This is a genomic window from Pseudomonas rhizoryzae (genome assembly GCF_005250615.1).
In the GTDB taxonomy this organism is placed as follows: domain Bacteria; phylum Pseudomonadota; class Gammaproteobacteria; order Pseudomonadales; family Pseudomonadaceae; genus Chryseomonas; species Chryseomonas rhizoryzae.
Genome location: NZ_SULM01000008.1, coordinates 266811 through 280471, shown reverse-complemented (window position 1 = coordinate 280471; position 13661 = coordinate 266811). Strand labels below are relative to the sequence as shown.

Below are 13661 nucleotides of genomic sequence, written 5' to 3'. Positions count from 1 at the left end.
TGGCTCCCCCGTTGCCCGGAGCCTTGCCGATGTCCGCTTCCCGTCGCCGCGCCTTCCTCCAAGGTGCCTGGCAGATCATGCCGCTGTCGCTGGCCTGTGCGCCCTGGGGCATCCTGGTCGGTGCCCTGGCCATCGAGACCGGCCTCAGCGTATGGGAAGGCCAGGCCTTTTCCCTGCTGGTATTCGCCGGGGCCGCGCAACTGGTGGCCCTGGGCATGCTCAAGGCCGGCGCGGGCCTGGCGGCCATCCTGCTGACCACCCTGCTGCTGACCTCCCAGCACCTGCTCTATGGCTTGCATATGAGACGGGTGCTGGCACCGCAGCCACTGCCCTGGCGACTGGGCTTCGGCTTCCTGCTCACCGATGAATTCTTCGCCCTGAACCATGCCGAGCAACCGGCGGGCTTCGATCGCTGGCGCGCTCTGGGGATGGGGCTGAGCTTCTATCTGCTGTGGAATCTATTCACTCTCGCCGGCCTGCTGCTGGGCCGGGTGCTGCCGAGCCTGGGCGCCCTGGGCCTGGACTTTTCCATCGCCGCCACCTTCATCGCCCTGGTGGTGCCGCTGGTACGGGACCTGGCCACCATCGCCTGCGTGATCACCGCCTTGCTGGTCTCGGTGTGGCTCCACCAACTGCACTGGCAGGGCGCCCTGGTGCTGGGCGGCCTGGCGGGGATGAGCGTGGGCTTCCTGGTGCGCCGGTTGCGGGAGCGTCTGTCGTGATCCTCGCCACCGTGCTCGGCATGGCCGCCCTGGTGTTCTTCAACCGCTATGTCTTCCTCGAACCGCGCCTGCCGTTGCGCCTGGGACGTAACCTGCGCACCTTCCTGGAATTCGCCGTGCCGGGGATGCTCACTGCCATCTGTGGACCCATCCTGATCTCGGGCGACGCCTCCCTGACCGCCACTCTGCTCAGTCCCTATCTGCTGGCCGGCCTGGCGGCCGTGGGGCTGATGCTCTGGACACGGCGAGTGCTGACCACGGTGGTGCTGAGCATGGGGGTGTTCTATCTGCTGCGTTGGTTGCTCTAGCGCGCTAAGGTGGAACCCGGCACGCTCGGTGCCTAGAGAGCCCCATGAACGGACAACAAGAAAACGCCCGCCTCTGGTCGGCCCGCGGTTTGGGCGGCGTCGAGCTGCTGCACGCCCGGTATCGCCACCAGCGCTTCGCGCCCCATGTGCACGAAGGCTACGTCTTCACCGTGATCGAGCGCGGCGCCCAACGCTTTCGCCACCGCGGCGCCGAGCACCTGGCGGCGACAGGCAGCATGGTGCTGATCAATCCGGACGAGTTGCACACTGGCGCCACGGCGGTGGCGGAGGGCTGGCAGTATCGCGGCTTCTATCCGACCCTGGCGCAACTGGCACCGGTATTCGCCGAGCTGGACCGCCCCCTGCACGCCACCCCGGCCTTCGCCACCAGCGTGCTGCACAATCCCCAGGTCAGCGCGGCCTTCAGCCAACTGCATCAATTGGCCGACCTTGGCGCCGAGGCGCTGGAGCAACAGAGCGCCTGGCGCGAGGCCTTGCTGCTGCTGTTCGGCCGTCACGCACGTCTCGGCGCCCTACCGGAAGCGGGGCGTGAGCCCCTCGCGGTGCAACGCGCCCGCGAATTGCTTGGCCAGCAGTTGCAACAACCGCCCAGTCTCGAAGAACTGGCCCAGGCGGTGGGGCTGTCGCCCTTTCATTTCCTGCGGGTGTTCCGCCGCGCGACCGGTCTGCCACCCCATGCCTGGCTCAAGCAACAACGCCTGACCCGCGCCCAGGGCCTGTTGCGTGCCGGCCGGGCGCCGTTGGAGGTGGCCTTGCACCTGGGCTTCGCCGACCAGAGCCATCTCAATCGCCAATTCAAGCAGGCCTACGGCGTGGCACCTGGTGCCTATCGACGCGCCTGGCACGGCTAGGCGGCTGCCGACGAACGGTCACCCGGCCAGAAGCCGCCATCCAGAGCCCAATAAGCGGCAGCGCCTGCTTGGCGCCCGCTGCCCACGGAGAAACTTTTGCCAACGCTGCCAGCCTAGTCAGGGTAGGAATGGCTCTACCGCCTATTCCCCTGAACTTTGTCTGGAGCCATTCGCCATGAGCCTCGAAGAACGTATCCGCCAACGCGCCTATGAAATCTGGGAACGCGAAGGCCGTCCGCACGGCCAGGATTTCGAACACTGGTTTCGCGCCAATCGCGAACTGGAAGACCAACCCGACGACAACCTGACCCAGGTCGGCGGCATCCAGAGCAGCGTCGCCCCGCCAGCGCCCAAGCCGCGCAGCCGCTCGCGCAAGAAGGCGACCTCAGACAACGCCTGAGGCCACATCCCGCTATTTGCGGATCATGTCGGCTGCGCGCTGCGTCGCCTCGGAAGTACGGGTCGCCAATTTCCGTACTTCGTCCGCCACCACGGCGAAACCCCGTCCTGCCTCGCCAGCCCGGGCCGCCTCGATGGCCGCGTTGAGTGCCAGCAGGTTGGTCTGGGCGGCGATACCCTGGATGGAGCCGACGATCTCGGTCACCTTGTGCAGGTTGTCTTCCATGGTGCGGTGCTGGGCTTCCTGGGCCTCACGCAGGGCTTCCTGCTCGTGGGTGGCGTGGACATCGGCGAGGGCACCCACCACCCGTAGCGGCGTGCCATCGGCGGCGCGCCGGGTCTGGCCGCGGGCGCGGAACCAGCGCACCTCGTTGCTCTTCAGCACCAGGCGATAGGTGACGTCGAAGCCGGTGCGGCCGGTCCGGTCGTTGAGGTGGGCGGCGAAGGCCTCCAGCACCCGTTCGCGGTCTTCCGGATAGAGGCGCGACGCCCAGCTGTCCAGCACATCGGGGAATTCCTGCAGGGTTTCGTAGCCGAGCAGCCGGCGGAATTGCGGCGACCACCAGAAGGGATTCTTGGGATTGATGGGATCGCCGGCGATTACCTCCATGTCCCAGAGGCCATCGTTGAGCATCTCCCGCGCCAGCTCGAACCGGGTCAGGGTGACGTCGAGTTCCTGGTCGCGCAGGCGCTGGTCATGGATGTCGCGCAGCGAACCGGCGACGCGCACGGGCACCCCACGCTCGTCGCGCAGGGTGGCACCCGTGGCCCTCACCCAACGGTACTCGCCGGATTTCAGGGCGATGCGGTATTGCACGTCGAAGGGCGTCTGGCCGGTGCGATCCTTCATGTGCGCGGCGAAGGCATCCAGTACCCAGGCACTGTCCTCGGGATGCAGGCGCTTGGCCCAGCTGCCCAGTTCGCTGGGGAAGTCGCTTTCATCGCGAAAGCCCAACATGGCGCGGAACTGATCCGACCACCAGAAGGCGTTGCGCGGATTGACCGGGTCGCCGGCCACTACTTCCATGTCCCACAGGCCCTCGCTGGAGCCCTGGCTGACCAGTTCGAAGCGGGTACCCAGCCTTCTGGCCTGGGCTTCGCTGTCGGCCACCCGGGCGGTCAGGGCCGCGTTGTCCTGGCTCAAGGCCTGCACCTGTTGCTCCAGTTCGTGCTGCTGCGCCAGCAATCCCTGGATACCGCTGGCCAGGCGCGCCAGCGTGGCGGTCCCCTGGTAGGCGCTGGTATTGGACAGCGGTGTGGCCTGCTCGGTGGCCTCGGCCAATACCCTCAGCGCACGCATGATCGAGTAGTGTTTGAGCAACGCCATGAAGGAATCCTCGGGAAGGGTGAGTCGCGGCAAGGACTGCACGCGACCGAGTGCAGCGTATCGGCCGCGCCGCTTCGCTCTTGAGTGCGTTCTAGAGCTTTTTTGGTCGCAGGAGGGCTCGCGCGATCAGCGCCAATCGTCCAGCAGCCAGACCTCGGGACGGTCGTAATGGGCATCGCCCCGGTGCAGGGTGATGCCAAGGATCTCGCTGCGAAAACCTGCGGCCAGCAGCCACTGGTAAGCACCCAGGCGTGCGGTGTTGACTCCGGCCAGCAGCCGCTGCTGGCCCTGCTGCCGCGCCAGGCCATCGCAGGCGGCGATCAGGCGGGCGAAGCGGTCTTCGACGCCAGGACCCGGCCGGACAGCTGCGCATTTCACATAGCACACCCCGGCCCCCGCCTCACTGCGCGGGCCGAAATGGCAGACGGCGAAGCCTTCCGCCCGCCCCTCTGCATCCCGCAGCACCAGACTCTCGCCCAGTTGTTGCTCCTGTACCGCCGCCATTTCGGCGGAGACGTCGAGGCCGGGGGCATTGGCCTGGCCCAGCTCCGCGCAGGCCGCCAAGAGCGCGGCAGGCTCGGCGGCCAGGGAAAATCTGTGGGCGGGTGGTAGCGCGCATGGCTGCACGGGGCGCGCCATCACCGCCGTCAGGGTACGTGGCCAAAAGCCGAAGCCCTGGTAGAGCCCCAGGTGGCGCGGGCTGTCGGGAAAGGTGAACAGGCCGGCATGGACCAACTGCCAGGCATCGAGTTGTGCCACCGCCGCGCCCATCAGCGCCTTGGCCACCTTGGCGTCCCAGTAGTCGGGATGCACCGCCAGCGGTCCGAGGATCCCGTGGCGGTCCCAGCGGGTCACGCAGACCACACCGACCAGCCGCTCACCGTCCCGCGCCTTGAACCAGGCGGTATGGGGCGCGGCGAAGCGACTGCGCACATAGTCCCGGTCGTTCCAGAACTCCCCCGGCTCGGCGGCGCCCATCCAGGTGGCGAAGGCCAGGCGGACCACCTCGGTGGCGGCGGGCAGGTCGGCGGCGGTGAGGGGGTCGAGACGAAAGGCGGGGACGGACATCGGCGGCTCCTTGGCAGTCCACTTTGGACCCACGCCGCCGCCGCTTTGCGCCCGCTCGGCAACGGTCGGTTACAGCCACAGCACCGCTGCCCAGCCGAACACCAGCATCGGCAGGCTGAAGTGCAGGAAGGACGGCACCACGGTGTCCCAGATGTGGCTGTGCTGGCCGTCCACATTGAGGCCGGAGGTGGGGCCAAGGGTGGAGTCCGAAGCCGGCGAGCCGGAGTCGCCCAGGGCGCCGGCGGTGCCGATCAGGCAGACGATGGCCAGGGGCGAGAAGCCCAGGTGCAGGCACAGCGGGCCGAGGATGGCGGCGAGGATGGGCACGCTGGAGAAGGACGAGCCGATCCCGAGAGTCACCAGCATGCCGAGCAGGAGCAGCAGCAAGGCGCCCAGGGCGCGGTTGTGGCCGATCAACCCGGCGGCGGTGGCGGCCAGGTCCTTGATCTGGCCGGTGGCGGTCAGCACCTCGGCGAAGCCGCCGGCGGTGAGCATGATGAAGCCGATCACCGCCATCATCTTCGCGCCCTCGCTGAACAGGTCGTCCGCCTCGCGCCAGCGCACCACTCCGGTGGCGGTGAAGACCACGAAGCCGACCAGGGCGCCGAGGATCATGGAATCCAGCCAGAGCTGCACGCCGAAGGCGGCGACCACGGCGATCAGCGCCACCGCCAGGGTGCGGCCGTTGTAGGGCCGGTCGGCGCGCTCGGTGCGGGCCACCAGGCTCAGGTCGTAGCGACGCGGCCGGCGATAGCTGACAGACACCGCCAGCAGCAGCCCGACCACCATGCCCAGCGCCGGCAGCAGCATGGCGCGACTGGGGTCCACGCCGCTGACGTCCACCCCGGCACGCGAAACGCTGACCAAGAGGATGTCGTGCAGATAGAGGCTGCCGAAGCCCACCGGCAGGAACATGTAGGGGGCGATCAGGCCGAAGGTCAGGACGCAGGACAGCCGTCGCCGGTCCAGCTCCAGGCGCGTCAGCACATAGAGCAGCGGCGACACCAGCAGCGGGATGAAGGCGATGTGGATGGGCAGGATGTTCTGCGAGGCGATGGACACCGCCAAGAGCAACCCGAGCAGGGCCCAGCGCAACGAACGGCCGTCCTGGGCGGCCTGCCGCTCCATCAGCGCCAGCGCCCGGTCGGCCAGCATGTGCGCTAGACCTGACTGGCTGATGGCCACGGCGAAGGCGCCCAGCAGCGCATAGGAAAGCGCCACCTTGGCACCGTTGCCGAGGCCGGCGTTGAAGGCCAGCAGGGTACCCTCCAGCCCGAGTCCGCCCACCAGCCCGCCGGCGACCGCTCCGGCGATCATCGCCACTACCACATGTACCCGGGCGAGACTCAGCACCAACATGAGCCCCACCGCTACCACCACCGCATTCATCACCGACTCCGCACCACAAAAGGGCGCGCACTCTGCCGCAGCCGGCTACGGGCGTCAAAGGCAAGGGATGGATGGGCGGTGGTGCGGCTTTATCCACAGCAGGCAGCGCGATGCGGGGGTGGAAAAGCTACTGACCCGTTGATGGGATGAACGCCTGAACGGGCCAGATTCCGGCTCACCCAGCGAGATCGCGACAAACTTCACTCACCGGCATGCAGAAATCGTCGCCTCTCAGCCAAGCGGCACTGAACCTTCCGGGTCGCGAAGGCGTCTGAGTCGGACATTTCACGGTCATGACAAGGATGACTTGCCCATGGAACATGCCATCGATGAGCTGATCACCGCCTTCAGCCCACATTCCTGCCTGGCCGTCCCCCGGCGCGCCGACCGGACCCTGTTGTTCACCATCACCGATACCGCCCGAGCGATCACGGTGACCAAGGCCATCCCCTGGTGCAACCTGCAATGCAAGACCTCTCTGGCCACGGTGATCAAGGACCTGCAACGCGACCTGGACCGGGCAGCAGGCACCCTGAGTAGCGAAAGCCTCGCCGACCTGCGCCAGCGCGGCCCACGGGTGCAGCGGTTCGATAACTGAAGGCGCTCTAGCGAAGGGTTGGGAAACGCGGTGGTTTTCTAGGGACAGGGTCTGATCGCGGCCATGGCGGTCCGCCGATGCGGCCGCTTCTAAAGGGCATTGTAGAAGCAACTGTCTTGATCGCGTATCGCGGCCATGGGCCGCTCCTACAGTGGCGTCCGTACCAATAGGAGCGGCCCATGGCCGCGATTGCCGCTGCTAGCCAGGCTCCCTCACCCCTGCCCTCCCCCAAAGGGAGAGGGGGCGGTCAGGAGCGGTGGATAGGTCCGATCAACGCCGGCCGGTTCGGGTGCTGACGTCCACCCACACGGCCAGGACCAGGATGCCGCCCTTGACGATCATCTGCCAGTAGCTGTCCACGTCGAGCATGGACATGCCGTTGTCGAGGCTGGCGATCACCAGGGCGCCGAGCAGGGCGCCGTAGACGGTGCCCGAACCGCCGCGCATGGAGGTGCCGCCGATGAAGCAGGCAGCGATGGCATCCAATTCACCCATGGTGCCGGCCGAGGGCGAACCGGCGGCCAGGCGGGCGGTGTTGACCAGACCGGCCAGGGCGCACATCACGCCCATGAGGCCGAAGATCCCAAGCTTGATCGCCTGGACGTTGATGCCCGACAGCCGGGTGGCTTCCAGGTTGCTGCCCACCGCATAGATGCGCCGGCCGAACACCGTCTGGCTGGTGATGTAGCTGAACACCCCGAGCAGCACCAAGAGGATCAGCACCGGCACCGGGATGCCGTCGTAGCGGTTGAGGGTAGTGATGAAGCCCGCCAGTACCGCCCCGATCACCGCCACCCGCAGCACGTCGCGCCACAGCGGTGCCAGGGCGAGGCCCAGGGCTTTACGCTTGCTGCGCTGGCGCCAGGTGAGGACGATGGCCAGGCCGAACAGCAGCACGCCCAGGACGCTGCCCACGGCCGGCGGCAGGTAGCCCTGGCCGAGGTAGACCAGCTCTGGCGACACCGGGGCAATGGTGACGCCGCCGGTTAGGCCGAGCAGCACACCGCGAAAGGCCAGCATGCCGCCGAGGCCGACGATGAAGGACGGTATCCCGCGATAGGCGCTGAGGTAGCCATTGATCAGGCCGATCAGCAGGCCACCGGCGGCCACCGCCAGCAGGGTGATCGGCAGGGGCACGTGGTAGGTCACGTCGAGCAGGGCCGCCACCCCGCCGAGCAGACCCAGTTGCGAACCCACCGAGAGGTCGATCTCGCCGGCGATGATCACCAGCACCATGCCGCAGGCGAGGATGCCGGTGATGGACATCTGCCGCAGCAGGTTGGACAGGTTGCGCGGGGTGACGAAGCCGCCTTCGGTCTGCCAGCTGAAGAACAGCCAGATCAGGGCCACGGCGATCAGCAGGGCGAGCATCTTGTAACGGGTGAACAGCTGTTTCACGGCGTGCATCAGAAGTGCTCCCGGGCTTGGGCGACCGCCCGTTCGGTGGTGCCCAGGGCGGCGGCCAGTACGCGCTCCTGGGTGAGGTTCTCATTGGGGAAATCGCCACGCAGCCGGCCTTCGCCGAGCACCAGCACCCGGTCGGAGACGCCGAGCACCTCGGCCAGCTCCGAGGAGACCATGACGATGGCCACGCCCTCGGCGGCCAGCAGGCCGATCAGGCGATAGATCTCGAACTTGGCGCCGACGTCGACGCCCCGGGTGGGCTCGTCGAGGATCAGCACCTTGGGCCGCGCCAGCAGCATCTTGGAGAGCACCGCCTTCTGCTGGTTACCCCCGGAGAGACCGGTGATGGGCAGGAAGGGGCTGCTGGTCTTGAGTTGCAGCCGGGCGATCTCGGTGTCGATGCAGGACAGTTCCGCCTCGCTGTCGATGCGGCTCAGGTGGGCGAATCTATCCAGCACCGTGAGGGTGATGTTCGAGCCGACGCCGAGGTCGGGAATGATGCCCTGGCGCTTGCGGTCCTCCGGCACCAGGCACAGCCCGGCGCGGATGGATTTCAGCGGCGTGCGGGTATCGATGCGCTGGCCATTGAGCCAGACCTCGCCCTCGTAGCGCCCTTCATAGGCGCCGAAGATGGCTGAGACCAGTTCGGTGCGCCCGGCGCCCACCAATCCGGCGATACCGAGGATCTCACCGCTGCGCACGGCGAAGGAGACGTCGTCGACGCGCTTGCGCTGGGGGTTGTCGACATCCAGGCAGGTGAAGTGGCGCGCCTCGAAGATCACCTCACCGATCTCGTGGGGGATCTGCGGATAGAGGTTGGTCATGGCGCGGCCGACCATCTGGGTGATGATGCGGTCGATGTCCATCTCGGCCATGGGCGTGGTGGCGATGTGCTTGCCGTCGCGGATCACCGTGATGGTGTCGCAGATGGCCGCCACCTCGTCGAGCTTGTGCGAGATGTAGACGCAGGCCACCCCTTGGGCCTTGAGGTCGCGGATGATGTCCAGCAGCACGGCGATCTCGGAGGTGGTGAGCGCCGAAGTGGGTTCGTCGAGGATCAGCAGCCGGGCATTCTTGTTCAGCGCCTTGGCGATCTCCACCAGTTGCTGCAGGCCGCCGCCGTACTGGGACACCGGCAGGGCCACGTTCATGTCCGGCACCTTGAGCCTGCGCATCAGCTCGGCCGAGCGCTGCAGCATGGTGGGATAATCCAGCCGCCCGCCGAAGCGGCGCGGTTCGTGGCCCATGAAGATGTTCTCGGCCACGGACAGATCGGGTACCAGGGTCAGTTCCTGGTGAATGATGACGATGCCGGCCGCCTCGGACTCGGCGATGGACTGGGCTTCCAGGGGGCGTCCATCCCAGCGGATCTCGCCTTCCCAGGTACCATGGGGGTAGACCGCCGAGAGCACCTTCATCAGGGTGGACTTGCCGGCGCCGTTTTCGCCGCACAGCCCTACGCATTCGCCCGGACGCACCTTGAGATCGATGCCGTCCAGCGCCCGCACCCCGCCGAAGCTCTTGGCGATGCCATGCATTTCAAGCAGATAGTCGGCCATGGCCGCTCCTTACCCAGGGGCCGCCCGACGCCAGGCGTCAGACGGCCAGCCGGTGGCCAGTGGTTATTTGCCGTCGATCTGGGCCTGGGTGTAGAAGCCGTCCTTGACCAGCACGTCGACGTTGTCCTTGGTCAGCTCGGTCGGCGTGAGCAGGATGGTGTCGACCTTCTTGGTGCCGTTGTCATAGCTGGAGTTGAAGGCCGGCTTCTCGCCGCGCACCAGGTCCACCGACAGCTTGGCCGCCTCGGAGGCGATCAGCTTGAGCGGCTTGTAGACGGTCATGGTCTGGGTGCCGGCGATCACCCGCTTGATGGCGGCGAGGTCGGCGTCCTGGCCGGACACGGCGACCTTGCCGGCCAGCTTCTGCGCCGCCAGGGCCTGGATGGCGCCGCCGGCGGTGGCGTCGTTGGAGGCGACGATGCCGTTGATCTTGTTGTCGTTGGCGGTCAGGGCGTTCTCGATGATGGCCAGGGCCTCGGTGGGGCTCCACTCCTTGACCCACTGCTGGCCGACGATCTTGACGTCACCCTTGTCGATGGCCGGCTGCAGGACCTTCATCTGGCCTTCGCGCAGGATCTTGGCGTTGTTGTCGGTGGGCGCGCCGCCGAGCAGGAAGAAGTTGCCCTTGGGCTGGGCCTTGAGCACCGCGCCCGCCTGCATCTCGCCGACCTTTTCGTTATCGAAGGAGATGTAGGCATCGATGTCGGCGTTGAGGATCAGGCGGTCATAGGAGATCACCTTGACCCCGGCCTTCTTGGCTTCGGCCACCACGTTGTTCAGCACCGTGGCGTTGAAGGGCACGATGACGATGGCATCCACGCCGCGGGAGATCAGGTTCTCGATCTGCGACAGCTGGCGCTGTTCGTTGGCGTCGGCGGATTGCACATAGACCTTGGCGCCGAGCTTCTCCGCGGCGGCGACGAAGTAGTCGCGGTCACGGGTCCAGCGCTCCAGGCGCAGGTCGTCGATGGAGAAACCGATTTTGGGGTGCTGGGCGTCGGCGTGGGCGAAACCGGTGGTGCAGAGGGCGAGCAGACCGGCGAGCAGGGTGGTCTTGAAGTTCATGGTGGCATCCTTGGTTATTTTTGTTGTGGAGCGATAGAACGGCTCTGAGTGTAACGATTCAGCTAGGTTGCACAAGCGGATCGGCACGCTTTTCTGCCGACCCGTTCGCGGCGATCAGCGGTACAGGTAACGGTTGACGACACCCTCGAGCAGTTCCTGACGACCGCTCACCGGCTGGGGCGCCAGACCGTGGCTGAAGGTGTGTTCGGCGAGTTGCTCAAGGTTCAGTTGGCCGCCGAGGATGCGCTGGCCCAGGGACTGCTCCCAGCCGGCGTAACGCTCGGCCTTGAACTTGCCCAGGGGGTCGTCCTGCAACAGCGCCGCGGCGCGCTCCAGGGACAGCGCCAAGGTGTCCATGGCGGCCACGTGGCCATGGAACAGGTCCACGTCGTCCAGGCTCTGCCGGCGCACCTTGGCGTCGAAGTTGAAGCCACCGCGGGTGAAGCCGCCGCCCTTGAGGATCTCGTAGATCGCCAGGGTCATTTCCTCGACGCTGTTGGGGAACTGGTCGGTGTCCCAGCCGTTCTGCGGATCGCCACGGTTGGCGTCGATGCTGCCGAAGATGCCCAGGGCCACGGCACTGGCGATCTCGTGCTGGAAGCTATGCCCGGCCAGGGTGGCGTGGTTGGCCTCGATGTTGACCTTGATCTCCTGCTCCAGCCCGAATTGCTGCAGGAAGCCGAAGACGGTGGCCACGTCGTAGTCGTACTGGTGCTTGGTCGGCTCCTGGGGCTTGGGCTCGATCAGCAGGTCGCCTTTGAAACCGATGCGATGCTTGTGCTCCACCACCATCTGCATGAAGCGGCCGAGTTGCGTCCGCTCGCGCTTGAGGTCGGTGTTGAGCAGGGTCTCGTAACCTTCGCGACCGCCCCAGAGCACATAGTTCTCGCCGCCCAGGCGGTGGGTGGCGTTCATCGCCGTGCACACCTGGGTGGCGGCGCAGGCGAAGATCTCGGGATTGGGATTGGTGGCGGCGCCGGCCGCGTAGCGCGGGTGGCTGAAGCAGTTGGCGGTGCCCCACAGGAGCTTGAGCCCGGTCTCGCTCTGGTGGCGTTCCAGCTCGTCCACCAGGCGGGCGAAGTTCTCGCGGTATTCGGCGAAGCTCGCACCCTCGGGGGCCACGTCGGTGTCGTGGAAGCAGTAGTAGTCCACGCCCAGCTTGCTGAAGAATTCGAAGGCGGCGGCGGCCTTGGCGCGGGCCTGCTCCAGCGGCGCGCCGGCGGCGTGCCAGGGGCGCTGGAAGGTACCCTGACCGAAGACGTCGCTGCCCGGCCAGACGAAGGTGTGCCAGTAGCAGACGGCCATGCGCAGGTGCTCGCGCATCGGCTTGCCCATGACCAGGCGATCGGCGTCGTAGTGGCGGAAGGCGAGCGGAGAGTCACTGTCGGGGCCGGCGTAGCGGACCTTTTCGACATTCGGGAAATAAGTCATCGCGTTGTCCTTGTTCTTATCTGTCGCACCCGGCACGGCGTGCCGGCTTGCCCTGATGGTAGCGCTGCCACCTGGGCTGCCTATTGTGAAAATCACCAGAGCCGAGTGCGATTTTGCCGCTTGAGGGACGCCCGTCGCGGTCGTAGTCTGGTCTCCTGCCCCGCACTTCCAGCCGAAACCCCGCCATGCCCAGCCAGCCGCCCGTCCACCGCGTCGCCCTGCTGTTCAACGGTAGCAAGATCTACGACCGCGGCATCCTCGCCGGCATCGGCAACTACTTGAGCGGCACCCGCGCCCGCTGGGACCTGTTCCTGGAAGAAGACTTCCTCTGCCGCCTCAAGGGCATCGAACGCTGGCAGGGCGACGGCATCATCGCCGACTTCGACGACCCGGCGGTGAGCGCCGCCCTGGCCGGCAGCGCCTTGCCGGTGGTGGCGGTGGGCGGCTCCTACGCGGAGGCGGCCCACTATCCGCCTGGCATTCCCTATGTGGCCACCGACAATGCCGCCCTGGTACGGCTGGCCTACGATCACCTCATCGAATCCGGGCTGACCCGCTTCGCCTGCTTCAGCCTGCCCGCCGCCGCCACCAATCGCTGGGCCGGCGAGCGCGAGACGGCCTTTGCCGACTTGCTGCGGCGCGATGGCCTGCCGGTGGAAATCTACCGCGGCCTGGAGACCAGCGCCCCGCTGTGGGACACCGCCGTGGAACAGTTGATCGCCTGGCTGCACGGCCTGCCCAAGCCAGTGGGCATCCTTGCCGTCACCGACGCCCGGGCACGGCAACTCCTGCAGGCCTGCCTCACCGCCGGCATCCCGGTGCCGGAACAGGTGGCGCTGGTGGGAATCGACAACGACCCCCTGGCCCGCACCCTGACCCGGGTACCCCTGACCTCGGTGATCCAGGGGACCGAGGCCATCGGCCGCGAAGCGGCACGGCTGCTGCACCAGCGCCTGCATGGCGTCGAGCTGGGCGCGCCGCGGGTACTGATGCCGCCGGAGGGGATCAATATCCAGGCCTCCAGTCGCCACCAGGCGGTCCACCACCCCCAGGTGATGCGCGCGCTGCACTTCATTCGCCAGTACGCCTGCCAGGGCATCAAGACTGACCAGGTGGCCAGCTACGTGGGTATTTCCCGCTCGGCGCTGGAAGGCTCTTTCCGCCGTGAGCTGGGCCGCAGCGTCCATGACGAGATCCTTGGCTTCAAGCTGGCCGCCGCGGCGGTCGCGCTGCAGGAAGAGGCGCCGAGCCTGGCGGAAGTCGCCCGACGCTGCGGCTTCACCTCGGCGCAATACCTGCACTCGGTGTTCCGCCGCGAATTCGGCTGCACCCCGCGCCAATATCAGCAGCAACCGCGCCCGCCGGCGAGCGTCCAGGAACAGGCGCGCGGAGAGACGGGCCAGGTACTCCTAGGTCAGGCGGCGACACGTCCGCATTGACGCTCCGTTTTGTGATGATGGACGCAAAGCCAGCCAGAAGCCTTGTCCCAGAGCCTTTCCTGCGGCATTTTTCCGGACCT

At 67.0% G+C, this 13661-nt stretch carries 13 protein-coding genes; 6 read left to right on the top strand and 7 right to left on the bottom strand.

Going from position 1 to position 13661, the window contains the following annotated elements; translation table 11 throughout:
• Positions 1 to 29 precede the first annotated feature (29 nt).
• The 4 genes from FAZ11_RS15285 to FAZ11_RS15270 all read left to right on the top strand — a co-directional run bounded on the left by FAZ11_RS15285 (position 30) and on the right by FAZ11_RS15270 (position 2302).
• On the top strand, positions 30 to 722 hold the full coding sequence (locus FAZ11_RS15285) for an AzlC family ABC transporter permease (protein ID WP_058768669.1): 693 nt from the start codon (positions 30 to 32) through the stop codon (positions 720 to 722).
• Complete coding sequence (locus tag FAZ11_RS15280; RefSeq protein WP_058768668.1) at positions 719 to 1030, top strand: AzlD domain-containing protein; 312 nt, start codon at positions 719 to 721, stop codon at positions 1028 to 1030. Before FAZ11_RS15285 ends, FAZ11_RS15280 begins: the two co-directional genes overlap by 4 nt.
• Before the next feature lie 44 nt (positions 1031 to 1074).
• Positions 1075 to 1902, top strand: a complete 828-nt coding sequence (locus FAZ11_RS15275; protein ID WP_137279411.1) for an AraC family transcriptional regulator — start codon at positions 1075 to 1077, stop codon at positions 1900 to 1902.
• Positions 1903 to 2077: 175 nt separating this feature from the next.
• Positions 2078 to 2302: a DUF2934 domain-containing protein gene (locus tag FAZ11_RS15270; protein ID WP_058768666.1), complete on the top strand. Its 225-nt coding sequence runs from the start codon at positions 2078 to 2080 to the stop codon at positions 2300 to 2302.
• Positions 2303 to 2314: 12 nt separating this feature from the next.
• Here the strand turns inward: FAZ11_RS15270 and FAZ11_RS25215 are convergent, their stop codons facing one another.
• The 3 genes from FAZ11_RS25215 to FAZ11_RS15255 form a co-directional block, all read right to left on the bottom strand.
• Entirely contained in the window at positions 2315 to 3628 is a 1314-nt protein-coding gene (locus FAZ11_RS25215; RefSeq protein WP_058768665.1) for a methyl-accepting chemotaxis protein, read from the bottom strand.
• 126 nt (positions 3629 to 3754) lie between these two features.
• On the bottom strand, positions 3755 to 4696 hold the full coding sequence (locus tag FAZ11_RS15260; RefSeq protein ID WP_137279412.1) for a GNAT family N-acetyltransferase: 942 nt from the start codon (positions 4694 to 4696) through the stop codon (positions 3755 to 3757).
• Positions 4697 to 4765: 69 nt separating this feature from the next.
• Complete coding sequence (locus tag FAZ11_RS15255) at positions 4766 to 6085, bottom strand: Na+/H+ antiporter family protein (protein WP_058783190.1); 1320 nt, start codon at positions 6083 to 6085, stop codon at positions 4766 to 4768.
• Between the two features lie 313 nt (positions 6086 to 6398).
• Here FAZ11_RS15255 and FAZ11_RS15250 point away from each other — a divergent pair, with 313 nt between their 5' ends.
• Complete coding sequence (locus FAZ11_RS15250; protein ID WP_058761414.1) at positions 6399 to 6683, top strand: hypothetical protein; 285 nt, start codon at positions 6399 to 6401, stop codon at positions 6681 to 6683.
• A 270-nt stretch (positions 6684 to 6953) separates the two neighbouring features.
• On the opposite strand, the gene FAZ11_RS15245 is transcribed toward FAZ11_RS15250, so the two are convergent.
• The 4 genes from FAZ11_RS15245 to xylA form a co-directional block, all read right to left on the bottom strand.
• Positions 6954 to 8090 (bottom strand): sugar ABC transporter permease, encoded by a 1137-nt coding sequence (locus tag FAZ11_RS15245; RefSeq protein WP_058761413.1) that lies wholly within the window; start codon positions 8088 to 8090, stop codon positions 6954 to 6956.
• Positions 8090 to 9646, bottom strand: a complete 1557-nt coding sequence (gene xylG / locus FAZ11_RS15240; RefSeq protein WP_058767195.1) for a D-xylose ABC transporter ATP-binding protein — start codon at positions 9644 to 9646, stop codon at positions 8090 to 8092. Before xylG ends, FAZ11_RS15245 begins: the two co-directional genes overlap by 1 nt.
• A gap of 63 nt (positions 9647 to 9709) precedes the next feature.
• Positions 9710 to 10711, bottom strand: a complete 1002-nt coding sequence (gene xylF, locus FAZ11_RS15235; protein WP_058761411.1) for a D-xylose ABC transporter substrate-binding protein — start codon at positions 10709 to 10711, stop codon at positions 9710 to 9712.
• A 114-nt stretch (positions 10712 to 10825) separates the two neighbouring features.
• A complete protein-coding gene (gene xylA, locus FAZ11_RS15230) occupies positions 10826 to 12142 on the bottom strand; it encodes a xylose isomerase (RefSeq protein ID WP_058772534.1) in 1317 nt (438 codons plus the stop codon).
• A gap of 185 nt (positions 12143 to 12327) precedes the next feature.
• Between xylA and FAZ11_RS15225 the strand changes: the two genes are divergently transcribed.
• Positions 12328 to 13581, top strand: a complete 1254-nt coding sequence (locus tag FAZ11_RS15225) for a XylR family transcriptional regulator (RefSeq protein ID WP_058783189.1) — start codon at positions 12328 to 12330, stop codon at positions 13579 to 13581.
• Positions 13582 to 13661: the final 80 nt, after the last annotated feature.